Source organism: Tenacibaculum aiptasiae (assembly GCF_008806755.1).
GTDB classification, from domain to species: domain Bacteria; phylum Bacteroidota; class Bacteroidia; order Flavobacteriales; family Flavobacteriaceae; genus Polaribacter; species Polaribacter aiptasiae.
Genome location: NZ_WAAU01000028.1, coordinates 790 through 22,994, shown reverse-complemented (window position 1 = coordinate 22,994; position 22,205 = coordinate 790). Strand labels below are relative to the sequence as shown.

The window sequence follows — 22,205 nt, the reverse complement described above, 5'->3', positions numbered from 1 at the left end:
AATTAAAAAGTTTTAACTGCCTTATGATACAGATTTTTCATCTACAGCAACACTAGGACTCATAGTAGAAGACATAAAAATACTCTTAATATAAGCACCTTTAGCAGCTGTTGGCTTTAATTTAATTAATGTTTGTATTAACTCATTTGCATTTTCTTCAATCTTCTTAGCATCGAAAGATACTTTTCCAATTGCAGCATGTACAATACCAGTCTTATCAACTTTGAAGTCAATTTTACCAGCTTTTACTTCTTGTACTGCTTTTGCAACGTCCATAGTTACTGTTCCTGTCTTTGGGTTTGGCATTAAACCTCTTGGTCCTAAAATACGACCTAAAGGACCTAATTTACCCATAACGCTAGGCATTGTAATAATAACGTCAACATCAGTCCAACCACCTTTAATTTTTTGAAGGTACTCATCTAATCCAACATAATCCGCACCAGCTTCTTTTGCTTCTGCTTCTTTATCTGGAGTAACTAATGCTAATACTTTTACGTCTTTTCCTGTTCCGTGTGGTAATGTAACAACTCCACGTACCATTTGATTTGCTTTACGAGGATCTACTCCTAAACGTACTGCTAAATCTACAGATGCGTCAAATTTCACATTTGTAATTTCTTTAACTAAAGCTGATGCATCTCCTAAGCTATAAACTTTAGATCTATCTATCTTAGCACGAGCTTCCTTTTGCTTTTTAGTAATTGCCATTTCTAAATATCTTTTAAAGTTTAAGCAGGTGCATCACCTGTTACTGTTAATCCCATAGAACGAGCAGTTCCAGCAATCATTCTCATTGCAGACTCAACTTCAAATGCATTTAAATCAGGCATTTTGTCTTCTGCAATTCCACGAATCTGATCCCAAGAAACGCTTGCTACTTTTTTCCTATTAGGTTCTCCTGAACCTTTCTTAATTTTGGCCGCTTCTAATAATTGTACTGCAGCTGGTGGTGTTTTTACAACAAACTCGAAAGATTTGTCTGTATAAACTGTAATCACAACAGGTAATACTTTACCTTGCTTGTCCTGTGTACGAGCATTAAACTGCTTACAGAACTCCATGATATTAACCCCGGCAGCACCTAAAGCGGGTCCAACTGGTGGCGACGGATTCGCAGCACCTCCCCTAACTTGTAGTTTAACTAATTTACTTACTTCTTTTGCCATTGTTTAAGATTTAATCAAGATATTTAAATTGGAAGCTTTAAACATCTCTAAATATAGGTGTAACAATTATATTTTCTCTACTTGCATGTAATTTAGCTCTAATGGTGTTTTTCTTCCGAAAATCTTTACCATCACTTCTAATTTACGTTTTTCCTCATTAACTTTTTCAACTGTTCCATCGAATCCATTAAAAGGACCGTCGATTACTTTTACAGTTTCTCCAACTGAATAAGGAATTGCGACATTTTCATCTCTAACAGAAAGTTCATCAACTTTACCTAACATTCTGTTTACTTCCGATTTACGCATTGGCACAGGCTCTCCTCCTTTTGTTTCACCTAAAAAACCAATAACTCCAGTTACTGATTTAATTACGTGAGGAACCTCCCCTGCTAAGTTAGCTTCAACCATTACATAACCTGGAAAATAAACTCTTTCTCTATTTATTTTCTTTCCGTTTCTTACTTGAATAACTTTCTCTGTTGGGACTATTACTTGATTAACATAATCTGATAATCCAAAACGAGCAATCTCAGTCTCAATATAAGTTTTAACCTTATTTTCTTGACCTCCAACAGCTCTTACAACATACCACTTCATTACTGAATTATCTGCCGCCATAATCTAAAAATTATATCTAGTTAAATTGGTTAAAGAACCAGTCTAATCCAGTATGAAAAAATTTATCAATACTTGCTACTGCTAATGCAAAAACAATTGTAAATGCAGCAACCACTACAGTTGACTTTTGAGCTTCTTCACGAGATGACCAAGTCATGTTTGTATTTAATTCTTCAAAAGAATCCTTGATGTATTGTATAAATTTATTCATGTTTTTATCCTTTTAACGAGCTACAGTATTTAAACCGTAACTCGCTTTGATTTTTGCACGGATTGAGGGACTCGAACCCCCGACACCTGGTTTTGGAGACCAGTGCTCTACCAACTGAGCTAAACCCGTATTTCATTTTGAAAGGAGCCTCTCTATTTAAAGAGACTCCTTTTTTTATGCTGTAAACTAATTATTAATTAGTCTAAAATTTCAGTTACCTGACCTGCACCTACTGTTCTACCTCCTTCACGGATTGCGAACTGTAAACCAATGTTTAATGCAATTGGTTGGATTAAATCAACTGTAATAGTTAAGTTATCTCCTGGCATTACCATCTCTACTCCATCAGGTAAGTTAATGTTACCAGTTACGTCAGTTGTACGTACGTAGAATTGTGGACGGTAGTTATTGTGGAATGGAGTGTGACGTCCACCTTCTTCTTTCTTTAAAACGTATACCTCAGCTTTAAATTTAGCGTGTGGAGTTACTGAACCTGGCTTACAGATTACCATACCTCTCTTGATATCTTCCTTAGCAATACCTCTTAATAAGATACCTGCGTTATCTCCAGCCTCACCTCTATCTAAGATTTGACGGAACATTTCAATACCAGTTACTGTAGAAGTTAACTTCTCAGAACCCATACCGATAATCTCTACTGGATCTCCAGAGTTGATGATTCCTGTTTCAATACGACCAGTAGCAACTGTACCACGACCTGTAATTGAGAACACATCCTCGATTGGCATTAAGAAATCTTTTTCAGTATCTCTTGGTGGCTCTTCAATCCAAGTATCAACAGCTTCCATTAATTCTAAAACTGTATCAACCCACTTTTGCTCTCCATTTAAAGCTCCTAAAGCAGAACCAGCAACAACAGGACCGTTATCTCCATCGTACTCGTAGAAAGATAATAAGTCTCTAACTTCCATTTCTACTAGCTCTAATAACTCCTCATCATCAACCATATCAACTTTGTTTAAGAAAACAACGATACGTGGAATACCTACCTGACGTCCTAATAAGATGTGCTCACGAGTTTGTGGCATTGGACCATCTGTTGCAGCTACTACTAAGATAGCTCCATCCATTTGAGCAGCACCAGTTACCATGTTCTTTACATAATCGGCGTGACCTGGACAGTCTACGTGCGCGTAGTGACGGTTTGCAGTTGCATACTCTACGTGAGAAGAGTTAATTGTTATACCTCTTTCTTTTTCTTCTGGAGCGTTATCGATTTGATCAAAAGCTCTTTGTTCAGAAAATCCTGCATCAGCTAATACTTTAGTAATTGCAGCAGTTAAAGTAGTTTTACCGTGATCTACGTGACCAATAGTACCAACATTTAAATGCGGTTTCGAACGATCATAAGTTCCTTTTGCCATGATTATTAATTTTAATTCTTAGTTAAATATATTTAGTGTTATTTTAAAACTCTTTTAAACTCTTTTCACTAAAAAAGAGCCAATGACCGGATTTGAACCGGTGACCTCATCCCTACCAAGGATGCGCTCTACCAACTGAGCTACACCGGCTTGGAATTTTAGAGCGAGAGACCGGGTTCGAACCGGCGACATTCAGCTTGGAAGGCTGACGCTCTACCAACTGAGCTACTCTCGCCTATTTAAAACCGCTAATTTAATAATTAAACCTAGATTTAAAAATCATTTTTTCAGTTTTAAAAAAGTGGGGAGAGCAGGATTCGAACCTGCGAAGTCGTAAGACAACGGAGTTACAGTCCGTCCCATTTGGCCGCTCTGGAATCTCCCCAAGATTTTCAATAAAATCTTATCCGTTTTGTTTAAGAACTTGAGCCGATGAAGGGACTCGAACCCCCGACCTGCTGATTACAAATCAGCTGCTCTAGCCAGCTGAGCTACATCGGCAATTGTTATAAAAAAACAATCCGCTATTTCTAACGGACTGCAAATGTATAAAGTAATTTTTAATTTTTAAAACTTTTTTGAAATATTTTTTATCTTTTTATGAAACCAATGAATCTCTATGTTTTTCTTTTGATTTTTTCAGGCTTCTTTTTAATGATTCAATCGCAATGCTGACACCCTCTTCAAAGGTTTTTGTTTGTTTTTTCACCATCAACTCACTTCCTGGAATATTAATTTTAATTTCAGATATTTTATTTTCTTTTTCACTAGTATTTTGAACTTTTAAAAAAACCTCTACGTCTACTATTTTATCATGAAACCTTTCTAAACCTCCTACTTTCTTTTCTATGTAACTTATCAACTTTTTATCTGCTGTAAAGTTTACTGACTGCGTGAATACTTTCATAATTTTCAATCTTTAATTAGGCTCCCTAGGGTGAGCACTGTTATATACTTTCTTTATTTGCTCCAAGTTATTGTGCGTATAAACTTGAGTGGAGGCTAAACTTGAATGCCCTAGTAATTCTTTAACCGAATCTAATGACGCACCATTATTAAGTAAATGTGTAGCAAAAGCATGCCTTAAGATATGTGGACTTTTTTTTGCTTTAGTTGACACCCTACTAAAGTACGCATTTATTATTCGGTAAACAAGAGTTTCATAAATTTTAACTCCCTTTTTGGTTATCAAAAGTTCAGCTACATTTTCCAACTCATAGTCTTTTTTTAAATCAATATACTGATTCAAAGTATCTAACACCGTTGGCAACAACATTATATATCTTTCTTTATTTCTTTTCCCTAAAACCTTTATAACTTTCTTAACAAAATCAACATCCTTTTCTTTGATATTTATTAACTCTGTTCTTCTAACTCCTGTTGAATACAATAACTCTACTATTAAGCGGTCTCTTACCGATTCAAAATCGGTGCCTTCCTTCATAATATCCAAAACTTCTCCCACCTCATTTTGATCAAAAGGTACTTGTATTTTTTTTTGAACTTTTAATGCTTTGTGCTTTGATAAGGGATTTACTTTAACCTCTCCTATTTTTTGTAAAAAAGTATAGAACGTTTTTAAAGAGCTCATTTTTCTATTCACACTCCTATTTGAAATACCTTCATTTATCAAACTCACCATCCAAGGCCTAATTTGATTATAATGAATTTCTGTTAGTTTTTCTTCTTCATATTCAACTACACAAAAATCTCTAAAAGCAATTAAATCAGTTTTGTATGCTTGAATTGTATGTTTTGAATACTTTTTCTCATGAGTTAAGTATTCTAGAAAAGCTTCTAATAACATTTGAAAGTTTATTTAAAATAAATGTACAAAAAAACCTGTATCGAAATCAATACAGGTTTTATATCTTTAAAATAGCTTATTACTAACCTATTTCTTCTTTTGTTCTTAAACTCTGAACGTAAGATGCTTTTATCTTCTGAGCACGCTTTACAACAGATGGCTTATTAAACTGCTTTCTGTCACGTAATTGTTTTAACGTTTTAGTATTACTAAATTTACGCTTATAACGTTTTAACGCTCTATCGATATTCTCTCCTTCTTTTACTGGAATAATTAACATTTGTTAGCACCTCCTTTCATTGTAGTCTCTAAATTTATTATTTTAGGACTGCAAAGGTACTGAGTATTTTTTAATTAACCTGCAAAAAAATTATTTTATTTTGGAGCCCAAACTGAGTAGCTTTTTGGCGGTACTTGTATTTTAACCCACTTTCCTCCTTGTGTTACAGGTTCCCATGAAGAATGTCCAGTATAATCTTTAATTCGAGTATTTGACCAATTGGTTTCTATCCAACGCTCTTGCCAATGATTTGCATTGTTAATATACACTACTAAACCTGCATTATTGTGTCCATTTCTTCTTGCAATATATTCATCATTGTCTGTATATAGGTTTGTAGTACTTCCACCCGCTAAGTTATTATGTATCCAAATTAAATTATTTAACCTTTCTTTATTTAACCATTCTTCATAATCTCTATAAAACATTGTTGGATACCCTTCATGCGTTAATATATATGCATAGGCTAACATTTTACCTCCATAGATTTCATTCGTATCGTGATTAGTTACAAATGTTACCGCTCTACTCGCATTTCTCTTCCATAACATATCTTCGTTTAACTTATTTAAGTTATTACCATCAAATGCGTCTTTCATTCTATAATAACATGCAAAATCAAATGCACTTGCTTCTGCTTGTCCTGACCACCAATCTAAAGTACCTGCATTTCCATCCCAGTATTCTCCAACTGTAAATCCTCCTACTTCATTTTTCCAATCTTTTACAACCCATGGTTCAAAACCTTTTACATAATCAAAACGCCAACCATCAAATCCCATTACATTCTTATAATATTTTGCAACTGACTCTGGGTTTTTCCATAACTCATTTTGAACTCTTACTTGATGATGGCATAAATCTGGAAAACCTCCAAATACTCCTGTATCACTCGTATGATTATGATTTGGATGAAAGTCATTATATGTTCGATGGAATTTTCCTGAAAGTGGTGTAAACTTTGTCCAATAGCTTTGGTTATTTACTGGGTTATGTTCACTTTGTCCTCCACTGTTATGATTAATAACAATATCCGCTATTACACTTAACTGCGCTCCATGTGCAGTTGAAATCAAACTCTTTAATTCATCCTCTGAACCAAACCTTGTTTCAACGCTTCCCATTTGATTATACTTTCCAAAATCAAAATAATCAAATGGATCATATCCCATAGACAGAGCTCCATTTTGTGCTTTTGTTGCTGGTGGTAACCAAATAGCATCCATTCCAGCATTACTCCAATCTTGTACTTTACCTTTAACTGTATTCCACCAATTTCCTCCTGCTGGTACATCCCAATAAAATGCTTGCATCATGACTCCAGTTCCTATTGGTTTTAAACCTGGTCTTGCTGAAGCTTGTATTATTTCTTTTTCTTGTGATTTTACATCTAATTCTTCTGATAATTCTGCTGAACATCCTAAGAAAACTGTTATGATTGGTACAAGAAACCAATGCTTTTTTTGAAGAGTTTTCATTTAATATATTTTTAAATTTGGTTTCAAGTTATACATTGAATTTCAGACCGCGAAATCGTTATAGCTCCGAAATCGTTTTCGTGTTGAAAACTTATTGACTTTTAATTTTTTTCCTTCTCAAAAAGTTAATTTCACAAAAAAACCACTCATTAAACGAGTGGTTTTTATTTTTTTATCATTTTGATTACAAAGTCAACATTTAACAAAAATAAATTGACCTTATCAAAAAACAATTACGTCGCTGGCTTATACTCCTTCTTATCGATTACCATTTTTGCGATACCGGAGGTATTTTCGCAAAAAGATTAATCTAAAAACAGTTTTAAGTCGCTGGCTTATATTCTTTCTTATCGATTACCATTTTTGCAATACCGAAAGTATTTTCGCAAAAAAGTCAATCTAAAAACAATATTAAGTTGCTGGCTTATACTCTTTCTTATCGATTACCATTTTTGCGATAATCTCTTTTAAGATTTCAGAGGTACCACCTCCTATTGGACCTAATCGGCTATCTCTTAATAAACGTGCTAAAGGATATTCTTCCATATAACCATAACCTCCTAATAATTGTAATGCATCGTAAATTACTTCATCAGCCATTTTAGTCGATAATAATTTACTCATACTAGCTTCCTTTACCACATAATTACCATCATTAAGCCTCTTTGTAATTGAATAGTTATATTCTTTACACATATCTATTCTACTTGCCATCTCTGCAACTTTATGGCGTAATGCTTGAAACTTATCTAATGTTTTCCCAAAAGCTTCTCTTTCGCTCATATACTGCACTACATAATCTAAAGCATACTCTGCTCTTGCATGAGCATTAACTCCCATTACTAAACGTTCTAAAGCAAAATGCTGCATAATATAAGGGAAACCTTTTCCTTCTTCTCCCATTAAATTTTCTGCAGGAATCACAACATTATCAAAAGCTATTTCTGCTGTATCTGATGCTCTCCATCCTAATTTATCTAATTTTGTAGATGATATCCCTGGAGTTTCTCTATCTACAACAAAAATACTCATCCCTTTATGTTTATCTTCTGGATTTGTTTTTGCTGCTACAACTAAGTAATCTGAATACACTCCATTTGTAATAAAGGTTTTTGATCCATTTATCACATAAGTATCTCCATCTTTTATCGCTGTAGTTCTCATTCCTGCCACATCACTACCTCCAAATGGTTCTGATATACATAAGCACCCTATTTTTTCTCCATCTATACTTGGAGTTAAATATTCTCTCTTAATTCTATCATCTCCTTCTTTATTTAAATGTGTCATTGCTAAATATGCATGCGCCCACATATTTGCTGCAAAACCACCTGAGTTTATTTTTTGCAGCTCTTCTAAAAAGATTACGGTATAAAAAAGATCAAGGTTTAATCCTCCATATTCTTCTGGTTGATTTAAACCAAAGTATCCCATTTCTCCGAATTTCTTCCAAATAAAACGTTCAACTGTTCCTTCTTTTTCCCATTTATCTATATAAGGAGAAACCTCCTTTTGTAAAAACTCCTTAAAGCTTTGACGAAACGCCTCGTGTTCTTCAGTAAAATACATACTGTATATATTTTGTTGTTGTTTGTTTATTTTGCTTCCAAATATAAAACTATTCTCCCGTATTTATCTACTGGGAATCCATCTATATTTTTTAATTCTGATATATCTTGTAATTCTGCCACTTCATCTCTATATTCAAAAATCTTTTTACATAAATCATAATCTATATATGGATTTTTAAGTACTTCTTTAAACGTAGCCGTATTTACATTTATTTTTTCAATCTTTGGTTTTCTATCTATTTTAAATTTTGATAAAATATCATTGATTATTTCTTTTTCTAAACCCCAAACTTCATCCAATTGCTCTTTATAAGTAAATCCTTGTATCTTCTTTCTATATTTTAAAATACGTGCAGCAATAACCTCGCCAACTCCATTTACTGTTTCAAAATCTTTTTTTGTCGCTTTATTTATATCATTAGTTGAAACTAATTTTACTATATTTTCAATAGTATTAGATTCTATCTTATTTCTCCTAACAAGCAAAGCTTTCTTTTCTTTTTCCCGCTTATTTCTATTAACAACCCAATCTGGAAACTTAAAGTATGGAGCTATCTTATTTAATAGACTATCGGACACCTCAGTTATTTTTTGGAACTCTTTTTTAGAATTCACATATCTATTTAGGTTTCTATATGCATGTAACCTATCTATTTCTTCTACAGACATACCCAACTGATATCCTTTATAATCGGTAATGTAATTTGGATTGAAAGGGTATATTTTAAACTTTCTTTTTTCTATAGCTACTCTTTTTAAGCTATCAATCTTATTTTTAAAGACTAATAACTCTTCTGTATCATTGTTAATTATATCGTTTGAAGAAAAGTCTACAAACAAATAAATACTTTGCAATACAACTATAAGTATTATTAAAAAGAAAATCCCATTTCTTTGGCGTTTGTTATACCAGAAATGGGATTTAATATTTTTCATCGTTTTTCTTTTTTATCCAGCAAAATCTTTTATTGCTTTCATGTATTTTGATAACTCATCTTTTACTTTTGGAGCTAACATTACAATACCTATCATATTTGGAACCATCATAGCAAAAATCATAGCATCTGAAAAACCTATTACAGAACCTAAGCTTGCTGCAGAACCTATTACTACGAAAATACAAAATATAACTTTATAAGTATATTCCATTTTTTTACTTCTTCCAAATAAATAAGCCCATCCTTGAAATCCATAGTAAGACCAAGAAATCATAGTACTAAATGCAAACAATACAACTGCAATTGTTAAAACATAAGGGAACCATGAAATTGCTGATTCAAAAGCTCCTGATGTTAATAAAATTGCTTGTGCATCATTTAAGCCAGCATTTTCTGAAGTTACGTTTCCTGTAATTATCAATACTAAAGCTGTCATTGTACAAACTACTACTGTATCAATAAATGGCTCTAATAACGCTACTAATCCTTCTGATGCTGCATATTTTGTTTTTACTGCTGAATGTGCGATAGATGCAGAACCAACACCTGCCTCATTTGAAAAAGCTGCTCTTCTAAACCCTTGCACTAAAACTCCTATTGCTCCACCAGCTACACCTTCAGGACTAAATGCTCCATTTATAATTTGCATAAAAGCATCTCCTATCATATTAACATTTGTAAAAATCACAAATAAAGAAGCGGCTACATATATAGCAACCATAAAAGGTACTATTTTGTCAGTTACTTTAGCGATTTTTTTAATTCCACCTATAATAACTATACCTACTAATACAGCCATAACAATTCCAAACAACCATCCTTTTCCATGTAAAGCAGATGCTTCTCCTCCTGTTATATTTTCAACTAACTGAAACGCTTGGTTTACCTGAAACATATTTCCTCCTCCAAAAGAACCTCCAATTACGAAGATTGCAAACAAAGCAGCTAACACCTTACCTAAAGTTTTATTTTTCAATCCTTTTGTCAAATAATACATTGGTCCACCATAAACTGTTCCGTCTGACTCGATATCACGATATTTTACCCCTAAAGTACATTCAACAAATTTAGACGCCATACCTAAAAACCCTGCTATAATCATCCAAAAAGTTGCTCCTGCACCACCTATAGAAACTGCAATTGCTACTCCTGCAATATTACCCAAACCAACCGTAGCTGACAACGCTGCTGTTAATGCTTGAAAATGCGACACCTCTCCTTCATGATCTTCTATCGCTATTGTCTCAATATGATCTCCCTCTGTTAAATCTCCTGCTCCATGCATAGATTCATGATGATCCAAATCATCATACTTTCCTCTTACAATATTTATTGATGTAGCAATTCCTCTAAAATTTATAAATTTAAAGTATACTGTAAAATATAATGCTCCCAATATTAATGGAAATAATACCCAAAAAACTTTTATTCCTCCACCAAAGTCTATTTGATAAAAAATTAGATTAACAAACCATCCTGTAGCATTTCCAAAGACTTCATCTATTTGTTGATCTATACCTTTTTCTTGTGCAAATGTTAACATCGGTGTCATTAATAATAACAACGCTAGAAGCTTTTTCTTCATAATATGTATGTTTGTTTTTTGAATTAGTAGCCCGCAATATCTTAAAAAAATGTACTTTCAACAAGTTTTAATCGTTAAATGTAATTTTTACTTGAGATTTATTTAAAATTTTAACGGTTTTTATTTATTTATTTTTAAGAAAATTCATATCAATTTACTAGAACAATTCTCTAAGTTTTATAATTTGTTCTGGACGACCTAATACAATCAAATTTGCCCCTGCTGTTAGTCTTACAGAAGCTTCTGGATTAATAATATATTCTTTTTCTAAAGTCCTGTACCCTATCACAGTACAACCTGTTTTTTTTCGTAAATCTAAATCTAAAATAGTCTTATCTAAATATTCGTGAGGTAAATTATCAATAGCTATTTCTTCTAAATTTGCTGTAGTATCTCCTTCTATTGTTAACCTATCTACAAATTCAATAACATCTGGAGTAACTACCAAAGAAGCCATATGTGCTCCTCCTAGTTTATCTGGCATAATTACATTATCTGCTCCAGCTATTTTAAGTTTATTATAAGAGGTTTCCTTAGAAGCCCTACTTATTATTTTACAACTTTTATTTAGCTGATTTGCTGTTAACACAACAAATAAATTATCTGCATCCGAAGGTAAAGCCGTAATTAAGTTACTAGCATTTAAAATTCCAGCTCGTATTAGCGTTTCATCTGTAGTTGCATCTCCTTCAATATTCAGTACTCCTTTTTCATCAAGTAATTTAATTATACTCTCATCCTTCTCTACAACTACAAAATCTTTCTTATAACTATTTAGTTTTGAAATTGCTTGTTTTCCATTTCTTCCAAAACCACAAACTATTGTATGGCCTTGTAATTTTTCTATTTTTTTTTGCACTTTTTTTATTTTTAAACGGTGAAAAAATTGCCCACTTATTAAGTATTCTGAAAATGACGATACCGCATATCCGAAAATAAAAAGACTCGATAATATTAATCCTATAGTAAAAACCTTTTCTCCTGTTCCAAATGGATGTACTTCACCAAAACCAATGGTAGTTATGGTTATTACAGTCATATATAAAGCATCAATAAAAGAGTAATCAAATAACAAAGCATAACCAGCTACACCAATTGTTAAAATTAGTATTGAGAAAAAGATGGCTTTATATAACCTTGATCGAAATACCCTTTTTATCATAAATCAAATACCGAAGTTCTTTTTGTATAGATCATATCTTTCAATTTCAATAAAAATGCTAGAATAAGGTATATCCCAAAAGACAATCCTATTGTTACAAAAGACATATAAATAAAAAACAAACGTACATTACTCGTTCTAATCCCTAAACGATCTGCAAACCTTGAAGACACTGCAAAACCATGTCGTTCAAAAAAATGACGTACCGAGTCAATTAATTTCATATTTATCCGTTTTTTATGGCAAGATACCAATTTACAGCGATTTGTTAATAACATCAGTATTAAAATAAGTTTGGTTTTGGTAACTTTGCTTTTTTCTGAAAAATAGGCACTTTGAAAGAACAAGAATACATTGAGGTATACGGAGCTAGGGCTCACAACTTAAAAAACATCGACGTAAAAATACCACGTGAAAAGCTAGTTGTTATTACTGGTTTAAGTGGTAGTGGTAAATCTTCTTTAGCATTTGATACTATTTATGCTGAAGGTCAACGTAGATACATTGAAACTTTTTCTGCTTATGCTCGTCAATTCTTGGGCGGATTAGAAAGACCTGACGTAGATAAAATAGATGGACTTTCTCCTGTTATTTCGATTGAACAAAAAACCACTAACAAAAGTCCTCGTTCTACCGTAGGTACTATTACAGAAATTTACGATTTTTTACGTTTACTTTTCTCTCGTGCTGCCGATGCCTATTCTTACAATACTGGAGAAAAAATGGTGAGTTATTCTGACCAACAAATAAAAGATCTGATTCTTAAAGATTTTGCCGACAAACGTATTGCTATTCTTGCTCCTTTAATCAAATCTAGAAAAGGACATTATCGTGAGTTGTTTGAACAAATTTCTAAACAAGGCTTTGTTCGTGTTCGTGTTGATGGTGAGATTAGAGAAATTGAAAAAGGAATGAAACTAGATCGATACAAAACTCACGATATTGAAGTAGTTATTGATCGATTAGTTGTTAATCCTTCTGCCGACAAAAGATTGGAAGAAACTATTAAAACAGCATTATATACTGGTAATAATATTTTAATGGTTATTGATGTTGATGATGAAAAACCTCGTTATTTCAGTAGAGAGTTAATGTGTCCTTCATCTGGGATTGCTTATCCAAACCCAGAACCAAATACTTTTTCTTTTAACTCACCAAAAGGAGCTTGTTCTCATTGTAATGGACTAGGAATTACGAATGAAATCAATCAATTAAAAATAATTCCAGATGCTAGTATTTCTATAAAAAATGGAGGAATTGTTCCTTTAGGAGAGCAAAAAAATAGTTGGATTTTTAAACAATTACAAAGTATTGCTGAACGATACAAGTTTAAATTAAGCGATCCAATTAATAAAATCCCTAAAGAAGCCATGGATGTTATTTTAAATGGCGGCAAGGAAAAATTTGAAATAAAATCTAAAACAGCTGGAGTTACCAGAAAATATGAAATTGATTTTGAAGGAATTATTTCTTTCATCCAAAGTCAATATAAAAATGCTGAAAGTTCAACTATAAAAAGATGGGCTAAAGGCTTTATGGACGAAGTTAAATGTTCTACTTGTGAAGGTAAGCGATTAAAAAAAGAAGCTCTTCACTTTAAAATTACTGATAAAAGCATTAGTGATTTAGCACAAATGGATGTTGTTGAATTAGCAAATTGGTTTTCTACTATAGAAGATAAGTTGACTGAAAAACAACTAACTATTGCTTCTGAAATTTTAAAAGAAATTAGAACCCGAGTTCAATTTTTATTAGATGTAGGTCTTGATTATTTAACCATTGACAGAACATCTAAATCATTATCTGGTGGTGAAGCTCAACGTATTCGTTTAGCTACACAAATTGGTTCTCAACTTGTAGGTGTATTATACATTTTAGATGAACCTAGTATTGGTTTACATCAACGAGATAACGAAAAGTTAATTCAATCACTTATAAAATTAAGGGATGTTGGAAATTCTGTTTTAGTTGTAGAACATGACAAAGACATGATTGAACAAGCCGATTTTGTATTAGATATAGGGCCTGGTGCTGGACGTCATGGAGGTGAAATTGTTAGTGAAGGAACTTTTGACGATTTAAAATCTCATAGTACTTTAACTGCAGATTATTTGACTGAAAGAAAAGAAATCGCTGTTCCTAAAGAAAGAAGAAAAGGAAATGGGAACTTTATCAAGCTTACAGGAGCTACGGGTAATAACTTAAAAAATGTTAGTGTTACTTTTCCTCTTGGACAAATGATTTGTGTTACAGGTGTTTCTGGTAGTGGAAAATCTACCTTAATCAACGAAACCCTTTATCCTATTTTAAATGCTCATATTTATCGTGGTGTAAAAAAACCTATGCCTTATAAAAAGATTGAAGGTTTAGAGCATATTGATAAAGTTATTGATATTGACCAATCACCTATTGGAAGAACCCCAAGGTCTAACCCCGCCACTTATACAGGTACTTTTGGAGAAATTAGAAGTTTGTTTGCAAAAACTCCTGAAGCTTCAATTAGAGGTTATAAACCTGGTCGCTTTAGTTTTAATGTAAAAGGTGGTCGTTGTGAAACTTGTCAAGGTGGTGGAGTACGTGTTATTGAAATGAACTTTTTACCTGATGTTCATGTAGAATGTGAAACTTGTCAAGGAAAACGTTTTAATAGAGAAACTTTAGAAATTAGGTATAAAGGAAAATCTATTTCTGATGTTTTAGAGATGACCATTAATGAAGCTACTGAGTTTTTCGAACACATTCCTAAAATATTTAGAAAATTAAAAACCATTAAAGATGTTGGTTTAGGATATATTACACTAGGGCAACAATCTACTACTCTTTCTGGTGGAGAAGCACAACGTATAAAACTAGCTACTGAATTATCTAAAAGAGATACGGGCAATACTTTCTACATCTTAGATGAACCTACAACTGGTTTACATTTTGAAGATATTCGTGTTTTGATGGATGTATTAAACCGACTAACTGATAAAGGAAATACTGTTTTAATTATTGAGCATAACCTTGATGTAATCAAACTTGCCGATCATATTATTGATGTTGGTATGGAAGGTGGTAAAGGTGGTGGACAAATTTTAACTACAGGTTCTCCAGAGAAAGTAGCTAAACATAAAACTAGTTATACCGCAAAGTTTTTAAAGAAAGAACTAAACTAGATTCTTAATCTAGTTTAGTTAATAACTCTTTAGCTTCTTTATGTTTAAAGTAGTTGTTTTCTATAATGAATTTCAACTCTTTTTTAGCTTTATCTAATTGGTTCGCTTTTATAAATAATAAGCTTTTATACCAATATCCTTTTTGAGCATCTAACAAGTCACCACTAATTAAAGTATCTAAAGTTTTTTCTGCTTTATCGTATTTCTTAAGTTCTATCAAAGAAATCCCCTTATAAACATAGTAGTTCCCATCTTTTAATTTTAAATTTGAAATCTTGTTCAGATTAGACAAGACTTCCTTATACTCTTTCTTTTTAAAGTAGTTTTCTGCTGACACTAATTTTTTAATTTCGGAAGCTTCTCCTCTATTTATAAAAGAAGGTAATTCGTTTAACATAATATATTCATTATAATAATCTGTTGAATTATTATCTTCCTTAAAAAGATTTATGACAATCAACAATACTATGGTTGCAGCTATTCCTGAAATATAAAATAATTTTCTTTTTTTAGACTGGCTTTCTTTTTTATAGATCGCATTAACCTCTGAAATTGTGTTTTTTAGACTAACCCCTTTCTCAGAACGAAATAGTTCTGTGTATTCTTCTACTTCTTTAGAAGTAATATTCTGTGCAAAACTCCAATCATTATCATTAAACGATTCTAATAACCGTTTTTCCAACAAAAAACATTCTTTAAACGCTTCATCAATTTCTATTCTTTTAAGAAAATTAGTTCTTTCTTCATTAGAAAGTTCTTTTCTCAAAAAACGTTCAATTAGTATATCATCTTCTAAGTTCATATCTCTCTTAATGAATTATATCTTTTATCTGCCTTAATAATTTCTGTTAATTTCTTTTTACATTTAAAAACACGCTGCCTAACCACAGTTTCAGAATTATATTTTGTAGCAGAAACTATCTCAGCATAAGAAGTTTTAGCAAAAAACATAAATAGAATTTGCCTACAGTTTTCTGAAATCTCTTTCATTTTTTCCATAAACAATTCTTGTCGTTTTTGTTCTACTAATGCCAATGAGTTTTCTCGTTCTTCATTAGCCAGTTCAACAACTTCACTATTTGTTACCTTATTTTTATGTTTATTTAATTCTCTACGCCATAAGTTTTTACATACGGTAAACAAATACGCATCAAAACTCGTAGTAATGCAGAACTGTTCCTTTTTATAACGTATAGCTATTTGTAATAAAGCTCTTTGAAAAATATCTTCAGCATCTTCTATATTACCGTTATTTTTCAATACAAAACTTTTAACCTTTGGTAGATTGTTTTTATAAATGGTAAGTATTGCTTTTTTATTTTCTTTTACTAGCGCTTTTAAAAAAAAATCTTCATTCATTTTTTCCAGTTAACATACAAATGTAAAGTTTTTATATTTTTACACGGGTAACGAAATAAAAAAAACTGCACAACATAAAGGAAAACATTAATTAAAATTAATTTTTATGAAAAAATTTAACCTACTACACAAACCCCTTTTATTAATTTTTGCTTTTGTTGCTTTTAGTTTTACTATCAAAAAGGACAATCTAATAACTAATTCAAATATTGAAATCTACTCAGGTTACAAGGAAGTTTTAATTCTTTCATTTAAACCTGGAACTACACAGCAACAAATGGATGACTATAGAGATTACTTTATAAATAAAGCTTATAGCGTTAATTTACAATATGCGAAACATCCACAGAATCCTTTAAATGAATCTTGGTTAGTGTCTACTTCTATCAAAGGACCTAAGGGTATTACTACTAACACTACAGAAAGTGATGATGAGGAAGCTGAAAAAGCAGGTAGACTACTTGTACTTAGCGAATTATACAATCACATGGGAATTGTTAATTTTATTGATGTAATCAAAGATGCCACTTACGAAGACTTTATTATTTCATATACATATGCTTCTAATAAAGAAACTGATTACAGAGACTAAATGTTAACAATTACTTTTAACCCTAACAAAATATTATTTAGTTGTTTTTGGCTATTCACTTTTTTTTATGTGAATGGCCAAAACACATTTAATATATTATCAGATAAATTAAACGAAAAAAAGATAGATAGTATTTTAACAAACTCCTCTCTATCTACAAAAAAACAAATTCTTAAAAAGTACACTACACAACTATTTAAACAAAAAGAATATGAAAAACTTCTTAAATACGGGAAGTTAGAAATTGAATTAGAGCAGGTCAAAAATACAATAGATAAAGAGCATATGATTCAACTCTATAAAATTGGTTATGCTCTTTGTGAATTAGACTCTTTTCCAAAAGCTATTAAGTATTTCGAAAAAATCATAGCCCACCCCACAATTTACCCTAAAAAAACTGGACAAGCTTATTGCGCAATAGGACTCATTTATAACGAATTAGAACTAATCAAGGAATCTTTAAGTTACTACGAAAAAGGGTTTAGAATATTAGAAGAAAACAGAAAATATAAAATGTTATTTAAAAAATACATTAACTATGCTATTACTTTATACAACATCAATACAAAAAAACACATATCACTTGCTCTTAAAACTTTAATCAAAGCAGAAAAAATTCTTCATGAACAAAATATCAAAAATGATGCAGTTTTTTCTTTATATAATCAGATGGCATTAACTTATGCTCATGATTCTATTTATGATTTTCATAATGCTAAAAAATATTTACTTAAAAATATAAAAACTCAAGATTCCTCTTATTTGGCCATTACTTACAATAATTTTGCTTATTTATATTTAAAAGAAAAAAAAGATAGTACAGAGTATTTTATTAATAAAGGGCTTAAATATACTTCCGATAAAATATCAACCTCAAATTTACTAGACAATTATGCGAGTTTTTATTTATTAAATAACAAAAAACATAACGCCTTGAAGGCTATTCATAGGGCTATTGAAACTAATATTGGTACTAACTATAGTATTTATAGTTCCCCTAAAGAAAGTACTCTATCAAAAGGGGCAGACAAAGAACTTCTTATATATTGTTTGCAACAAAAAGTAGATATCTTGTTTAAATTGTACACAGAAGAAAATAAAGAGGAATATTTAGAACAAATCATTTTGAATGTATATGCCGTAAATGATGTTATTAAAATAATTTTAGACAATCCTAACTTTTTTGAAACCAAGACTAAATTATTTTGGAGACAACAGGCTTCTGAAGCATACCTTAAAGGAGCTTATGCATCCAGCCTACTTAAAAAGAATAAATTAGTTTCTTATTTTATCGAAAAAAACAAAGCTTTATTATTGATTGAAAACATTTTGAATAACACTTCATTATCAAAACTACCCAATACCGTGGTTAATCGTGTTCAAAAATTTAATAATACTATTCTAAGTATAGAAGATCTTCTAAATAATCAACAAAATCAAGCTGAAAAGAAATTAAAAGACTCTTTATTTCATATTAAAACTACATTTAAAAAACTTAAGGACTCTCTAAAAACGTCCTATCCCTTGCATTTTAATAATTATTTGAGCTTTGATATACTCCCTTTAACTTCTTTACAAAAAAGTCTTGGTTCAAAAGATGTTAATATTTCATTTATCTGGGATACTTTTTCAGATAAAAAAGAAGCTCTTATTATTCTTTTTACAACCAAAGAATTTAGCAAAACTGTTATTATAGATGGAGACAATTTTCAAAATCTTAGAAATTCTTTAAATACCTATAAAAAACTAATTAGGGTTCCCTTAACTACCAAAAAACAACTTGACTCTTTTAACAAAGTTTCAAATAATGTGTATTTACAGCTTTTCCCTACTAAGAAATTAAGGGAATCACTATTGGATAAAGAAATTAATATTATTCCTGACAACAAACTATCTAATATTCCTTTTGAGTCTTTAATAATTGATAACACCTCTAAAACTTACTTAATAGAAAAAAGTAATATTCATTATTCTTACTCTAATTCTTTTAACACCTATAATAACCAACTAGAAAGAAATACCAATCAAGAATTTAGTGGATTTGCTCCAATTAACTTTCCTTCTTCTAATAAAACTACGTTAGAAAACACTAAGGAAGAAATCAATACCATTAATCGAATTTTAAATGGTAATACCTTTTTATATGAGAAAGCCTCTAAACAACAGTTTATAAACAACAGCTTAAACTCTAAAATTATTCATTTAGCAACACACGCTAACGGAAACACAAGTGTTCCTCATATTTATTTTCATGATAAAAAGATGAGTCTAAATGAAGTATATACTCATAAAAACAATGCCGATCTGGTTGTTTTAAGTGCTTGTGAAACTAATTTAGGAAAAATACAACAAGGAGAAGGTGTTTTTAGTTTAGCTAGAGGTTTTTTCTTCTCAGGAACAAAATCGGTTATTTCTTCATTATGGAATGTAAATGATAAGGCTACTACTAGTATAATGACAGATTTTTATAAAAATTTAAAAGATAACCAGTCTAAAAGTGAAGCCCTAAACAACGCAAAAAGAACATATCTTAAAAACCACTCTTTAGCTGAAAGGTCTCCTTATTACTGGGCTTCTTTCGTGTTAATAGGTGACACTTCTTCTGTGTTTCACAATAATATCTGGCTATATATTTCAATAGGTTTAGTTGTGTTTTTATTAATTTTTTATTTTTTTCAAAAAAAGAGGGTAACAAAAAGCTAAATAAGTAACTGTCTAGTAAACAATCTTAATTTTGCAAGACACATTATTTATTTTAGTACAAAGATTATTAAAGAGCAATCGTATAGCTTTTGATAAAGATGAATTAGCATTTCAAATACAAAGTCACCCATCATATCCAAGTTTACATGCTATTACAGGGGTATTAGACCATTTTAATATAGAAAATGTTGCTGCCGATGTTCCTCTAAATAAAGAAACTCTTGTGCAACTTCCTGATTGCTTTTTAGCACAAATAAACACAGATAAAGGAAAAGATCTTGTTATTGTTGAAAGAAAACAACTTGATTATGTTGTTTACAATGCTCACAATAAAAAAGAAAAATATACAGAAGAAGCTTTTCTTCAAAAGTTTACAGGAATTATTGTCGCTGTAGAAAAAACAGAAGAAAATGTTCAACCAGAAAAGAAATCTGAACTTGCTAAATTTTTAGCAATTGGATTATTAATAGGATTAATCGGTTTTACTTTATATCAAAACTCAGTTAATTTATACACTTTGGCTTTCTTACTTTTATCTATTGTTGGAGTTATAACTAGTATTGCTATTGTAAAGCAAGAATTAGGACTAAAAACATCTATAGGAAATGCTTTTTGTTCTGGAGCAGATGATAAAAAAGATTGTGATGCCGTATTAACTTCTAAAGGAGCAGAAATTATAAAAGGCTATAAACTTAGTGATTTAAGTGTTTTATACTTTTCTGGACTTGCCTTATTAACCTTAATACAAATCTCAAATCCAACCATTTTATATACTATTAGTCTATTAGCCATTCCAATTACTTTATATTCTATCTATTATCAATATGTAGTAGTAAAAAAATGGTGTTTGTTATGTTTAAGTATTGTAGGGATTTTATGGTTACAAGCTACTACCCCATTAATTACGAATACGTATATCACTGATTTTACAGTGATCAATTATGTAGCATTAGGTATTGTTGCTTCATTAACATGGTTGGCATGGTATTATATAAAACCATTAGTTACAGAAGTAACAGATTTAAGAAAAGAAAAAATAGAGAATATAAAATTCAAAAGAAACTATACATTATTTGAAAGTCTGTTGCAAAAATCACCTCAATTAAACACACAGATACAAAACAGTCAAGAAATCGTATTTGGAAATCCAAATTCAGCCTTAGAATTAACGATTGTAACCAATCCATTTTGCGGACATTGTAAACCTGTACACAAGCATATTGATGAGATTTTACATCGTTATTCTAGTAGTGCAAAAATTAAAATTAGATTTAATATTAATACTAATAATACAGAAGATAACGCTGTAAAAATTACCACTCGATTAATAGAGCTATACCATGAAAAAGGGAGTGAAACTTGTTTAAAGGCTATGGATGCTATTTATGAAGGAGAAAATCCAGAAAAATGGCTTCAAGCCTATGGGGCATGCACTCAAAAGGAATTATACATCTTAGAATTAGAAAGAGAAAAAACTTGGTGTATTAACAATTCAATCAACTTTACTCCAGAAATTTTAGTAAATGGAAGGTCATTTCCTAAAGAGTACAACAGAACCGATTTAATCTTCTTTATAGAAGATTTAGAAGAAAACACACAAGAATTGGTAGCTATACAATAAAAACAACTGCTAATATAAAAGGGCTTCGAATAGGGGGAATTGCTATAAATGAAACCAAAATATTTTCGCGAAAATTAGACACAAACCTTGGGTGTCTTAAAACAGTTCAGGGGAATAATTAAAATTTCAAATTTATTACAAATGAAAAAATCAATTTTAAACATTGGAAAAACTATTAATAAATCAACCTTAAAAACTATAACTGGAGGGCATCCTCATCATAAAAGAGAACCAGACTATTGCGATGAAATTGTTGAAATGTCTAGAGAGCTATGTCTATGTACATTTTTTGGTGATTGTAATTAAACAAAGACTACTATATCAAACAACTATTAATAACATAATTTAAGTTTTGGTATAGCTTTGAACAAAGTCGTTTAAAAAATTCATCAAAAGGTATTCATACCACAAAACAAATCATTCTTATTATAAGAATCTTGCAATGTCTTACAAAGAATAAATGTGTTTTTATTCGGCTTTGTAGATAAATACAAACCTTATTAATATTAGTCCAGAAATAGTAAAATATTTCTGGGCTAACAATAAAAAAACTTTGAAAAAGTTT

At 31.0% G+C, this 22,205-nt stretch carries 21 protein-coding genes and 5 tRNA genes; 5 read left to right on the top strand and 21 right to left on the bottom strand.

Annotated elements, in window-relative coordinates; translation table 11 throughout:
* Positions 1–21: 21 nt before the first annotated feature.
* From rplA to F7018_RS13275, 19 genes are all read right to left on the bottom strand, one after another.
* On the bottom strand, positions 22–711 hold the full coding sequence (rplA, locus tag F7018_RS13365) for a 50S ribosomal protein L1 (protein ID WP_150900591.1): 690 nt from the start codon (positions 709–711) through the stop codon (positions 22–24).
* Between the two features lie 20 nt (positions 712–731).
* Entirely contained in the window at positions 732–1,169 is a 438-nt protein-coding gene (rplK, locus tag F7018_RS13360; protein ID WP_150900589.1) for a 50S ribosomal protein L11, read from the bottom strand.
* Positions 1,170–1,235: 66 nt separating this feature from the next.
* Positions 1,236–1,790, bottom strand: a complete 555-nt coding sequence (gene nusG / locus F7018_RS13355; protein WP_150900588.1) for a transcription termination/antitermination protein NusG — start codon at positions 1,788–1,790, stop codon at positions 1,236–1,238.
* Between the two features lie 16 nt (positions 1,791–1,806).
* Positions 1,807–2,001 carry a preprotein translocase subunit SecE gene (gene secE / locus F7018_RS13350; RefSeq protein ID WP_150900586.1) on the bottom strand — a complete coding sequence of 65 codons (195 nt, stop codon included), beginning with the start codon at positions 1,999–2,001 and terminating at the stop codon, positions 1,807–1,809.
* Between the two features lie 56 nt (positions 2,002–2,057).
* Positions 2,058–2,130, bottom strand: a tRNA-Trp gene (locus F7018_RS13345).
* A gap of 68 nt (positions 2,131–2,198) precedes the next feature.
* Positions 2,199–3,386 (bottom strand): elongation factor Tu, encoded by a 1,188-nt coding sequence (gene tuf / locus F7018_RS13340; protein ID WP_150900585.1) that lies wholly within the window; start codon positions 3,384–3,386, stop codon positions 2,199–2,201.
* Positions 3,387–3,463: 77 nt separating this feature from the next.
* Positions 3,464–3,536: transfer RNA gene (locus F7018_RS13335), tRNA-Thr, on the bottom strand.
* Positions 3,537–3,548: 12 nt separating this feature from the next.
* Positions 3,549–3,621 (bottom strand) — tRNA-Gly (locus F7018_RS13330).
* A gap of 67 nt (positions 3,622–3,688) precedes the next feature.
* Positions 3,689–3,771: transfer RNA gene (locus tag F7018_RS13325), tRNA-Tyr, on the bottom strand.
* 42 nt (positions 3,772–3,813) lie between these two features.
* A tRNA-Thr gene (locus tag F7018_RS13320) sits at positions 3,814–3,887 on the bottom strand.
* Positions 3,888–3,984: 97 nt separating this feature from the next.
* The gene (locus tag F7018_RS13315; RefSeq protein WP_150900584.1) at positions 3,985–4,293 is read right to left on the bottom strand and encodes an HPF/RaiA family ribosome-associated protein; all 309 of its coding nucleotides are present in this window, start codon (positions 4,291–4,293) and stop codon (positions 3,985–3,987) included.
* A 12-nt stretch (positions 4,294–4,305) separates the two neighbouring features.
* Positions 4,306–5,193, bottom strand: coding sequence for a tyrosine-type recombinase/integrase (locus F7018_RS13310; protein WP_150900582.1), 888 nt, complete (start codon positions 5,191–5,193; stop codon positions 4,306–4,308).
* A gap of 82 nt (positions 5,194–5,275) precedes the next feature.
* Positions 5,276–5,473 (bottom strand): 30S ribosomal protein S21, encoded by a 198-nt coding sequence (gene rpsU, locus F7018_RS13305; protein ID WP_150900580.1) that lies wholly within the window; start codon positions 5,471–5,473, stop codon positions 5,276–5,278.
* A 95-nt stretch (positions 5,474–5,568) separates the two neighbouring features.
* Complete coding sequence (locus tag F7018_RS13300; protein ID WP_150900579.1) at positions 5,569–6,951, bottom strand: alpha-amylase; 1,383 nt, start codon at positions 6,949–6,951, stop codon at positions 5,569–5,571.
* 411 nt (positions 6,952–7,362) lie between these two features.
* The gene (locus F7018_RS13295; RefSeq protein ID WP_150900577.1) at positions 7,363–8,529 is read right to left on the bottom strand and encodes an acyl-CoA dehydrogenase family protein; all 1,167 of its coding nucleotides are present in this window, start codon (positions 8,527–8,529) and stop codon (positions 7,363–7,365) included.
* Between the two features lie 17 nt (positions 8,530–8,546).
* On the bottom strand, positions 8,547–9,458 hold the full coding sequence (locus tag F7018_RS13290; RefSeq protein ID WP_150900575.1) for a ComEA family DNA-binding protein: 912 nt from the start codon (positions 9,456–9,458) through the stop codon (positions 8,547–8,549).
* Positions 9,459–9,470: 12 nt separating this feature from the next.
* Complete coding sequence (locus tag F7018_RS13285; protein ID WP_150900574.1) at positions 9,471–11,045, bottom strand: alanine/glycine:cation symporter family protein; 1,575 nt, start codon at positions 11,043–11,045, stop codon at positions 9,471–9,473.
* 157 nt (positions 11,046–11,202) lie between these two features.
* A complete protein-coding gene (locus F7018_RS13280) occupies positions 11,203–12,207 on the bottom strand; it encodes a potassium channel family protein (protein ID WP_150900573.1) in 1,005 nt (334 codons plus the stop codon).
* Entirely contained in the window at positions 12,204–12,431 is a 228-nt protein-coding gene (locus tag F7018_RS13275) for a PspC domain-containing protein (protein WP_150900572.1), read from the bottom strand. The genes F7018_RS13280 and F7018_RS13275 overlap by 4 nt, the downstream gene beginning before the upstream one ends.
* A 111-nt stretch (positions 12,432–12,542) precedes the next feature.
* Between F7018_RS13275 and uvrA the strand changes: the two genes are divergently transcribed.
* On the top strand, positions 12,543–15,365 hold the full coding sequence (uvrA, locus tag F7018_RS13270; protein ID WP_150900570.1) for an excinuclease ABC subunit UvrA: 2,823 nt from the start codon (positions 12,543–12,545) through the stop codon (positions 15,363–15,365).
* A 4-nt stretch (positions 15,366–15,369) separates the two neighbouring features.
* Here the strand turns inward: uvrA and F7018_RS13265 are convergent, their stop codons facing one another.
* Positions 15,370–16,167: a tetratricopeptide repeat protein gene (locus tag F7018_RS13265; protein ID WP_150900569.1), complete on the bottom strand. Its 798-nt coding sequence runs from the start codon at positions 16,165–16,167 to the stop codon at positions 15,370–15,372.
* Positions 16,164–16,724 carry an RNA polymerase sigma factor gene (locus F7018_RS13260; RefSeq protein WP_150900567.1) on the bottom strand — a complete coding sequence of 187 codons (561 nt, stop codon included), beginning with the start codon at positions 16,722–16,724 and terminating at the stop codon, positions 16,164–16,166. The genes F7018_RS13265 and F7018_RS13260 overlap by 4 nt, the downstream gene beginning before the upstream one ends.
* Before the next feature lie 106 nt (positions 16,725–16,830).
* On the opposite strand from F7018_RS13260, the gene F7018_RS13255 reads away from it, so the two are divergent.
* The 4 genes from F7018_RS13255 to F7018_RS18545 all read left to right on the top strand — a co-directional run bounded on the left by F7018_RS13255 (position 16,831) and on the right by F7018_RS18545 (position 21,946).
* Positions 16,831–17,316 (top strand): hypothetical protein, encoded by a 486-nt coding sequence (locus tag F7018_RS13255; RefSeq protein WP_150900565.1) that lies wholly within the window; start codon positions 16,831–16,833, stop codon positions 17,314–17,316.
* Positions 17,317–20,019: a CHAT domain-containing protein gene (locus F7018_RS13250; protein WP_150900563.1), complete on the top strand. Its 2,703-nt coding sequence runs from the start codon at positions 17,317–17,319 to the stop codon at positions 20,017–20,019.
* Positions 20,020–20,050: 31 nt separating this feature from the next.
* The gene (locus F7018_RS13245; protein WP_150900561.1) at positions 20,051–21,640 is read left to right on the top strand and encodes a vitamin K epoxide reductase family protein; all 1,590 of its coding nucleotides are present in this window, start codon (positions 20,051–20,053) and stop codon (positions 21,638–21,640) included.
* A 141-nt stretch (positions 21,641–21,781) separates the two neighbouring features.
* The gene (locus F7018_RS18545; protein ID WP_175578734.1) at positions 21,782–21,946 is read left to right on the top strand and encodes a hypothetical protein; all 165 of its coding nucleotides are present in this window, start codon (positions 21,782–21,784) and stop codon (positions 21,944–21,946) included.
* The last annotated feature ends 259 nt before the right edge of the window (positions 21,947–22,205 follow it).

Bases quoted from the DNA above. Each gene is read 5' to 3' on its own strand.
- F7018_RS13250 (WP_150900563.1), top strand. From the start codon at position 17,317: ATGTTAACAATTACTTTTAACCCTAACAAAATATTATTTAGTTGTTTT.
- F7018_RS13275 (WP_150900572.1), bottom strand. From the start codon at position 12,431: ATGAAATTAATTGACTCGGTACGTCATTTTTTTGAACGACATGGTTTT.
- F7018_RS13280 (WP_150900573.1), bottom strand. From the start codon at position 12,207: ATGATAAAAAGGGTATTTCGATCAAGGTTATATAAAGCCATCTTTTTC.
- rpsU (WP_150900580.1), bottom strand. From the start codon at position 5,473: ATGTTAATTATTCCAGTAAAAGAAGGAGAGAATATCGATAGAGCGTTA.
- F7018_RS13290 (WP_150900575.1), bottom strand. From the start codon at position 9,458: ATGAAAAATATTAAATCCCATTTCTGGTATAACAAACGCCAAAGAAAT.
- tuf (WP_150900585.1), bottom strand. From the start codon at position 3,386: ATGGCAAAAGGAACTTATGATCGTTCGAAACCGCATTTAAATGTTGGT.
- F7018_RS13260 (WP_150900567.1), bottom strand. From the start codon at position 16,724: ATGAATGAAGATTTTTTTTTAAAAGCGCTAGTAAAAGAAAATAAAAAA.
- F7018_RS13285 (WP_150900574.1), bottom strand. From the start codon at position 11,045: ATGAAGAAAAAGCTTCTAGCGTTGTTATTATTAATGACACCGATGTTA.
- nusG (WP_150900588.1), bottom strand. From the start codon at position 1,790: ATGGCGGCAGATAATTCAGTAATGAAGTGGTATGTTGTAAGAGCTGTT.
- F7018_RS18545 (WP_175578734.1), top strand. From the start codon at position 21,782: ATGAAAAAATCAATTTTAAACATTGGAAAAACTATTAATAAATCAACC.
- rplK (WP_150900589.1), bottom strand. From the start codon at position 1,169: ATGGCAAAAGAAGTAAGTAAATTAGTTAAACTACAAGTTAGGGGAGGT.
- F7018_RS13315 (WP_150900584.1), bottom strand. From the start codon at position 4,293: ATGAAAGTATTCACGCAGTCAGTAAACTTTACAGCAGATAAAAAGTTG.
- F7018_RS13300 (WP_150900579.1), bottom strand. From the start codon at position 6,951: ATGAAAACTCTTCAAAAAAAGCATTGGTTTCTTGTACCAATCATAACA.
- F7018_RS13265 (WP_150900569.1), bottom strand. From the start codon at position 16,167: ATGAACTTAGAAGATGATATACTAATTGAACGTTTTTTGAGAAAAGAA.
- secE (WP_150900586.1), bottom strand. From the start codon at position 2,001: ATGAATAAATTTATACAATACATCAAGGATTCTTTTGAAGAATTAAAT.
- F7018_RS13310 (WP_150900582.1), bottom strand. From the start codon at position 5,193: ATGTTATTAGAAGCTTTTCTAGAATACTTAACTCATGAGAAAAAGTAT.
- F7018_RS13255 (WP_150900565.1), top strand. From the start codon at position 16,831: ATGAAAAAATTTAACCTACTACACAAACCCCTTTTATTAATTTTTGCT.
- rplA (WP_150900591.1), bottom strand. From the start codon at position 711: ATGGCAATTACTAAAAAGCAAAAGGAAGCTCGTGCTAAGATAGATAGA.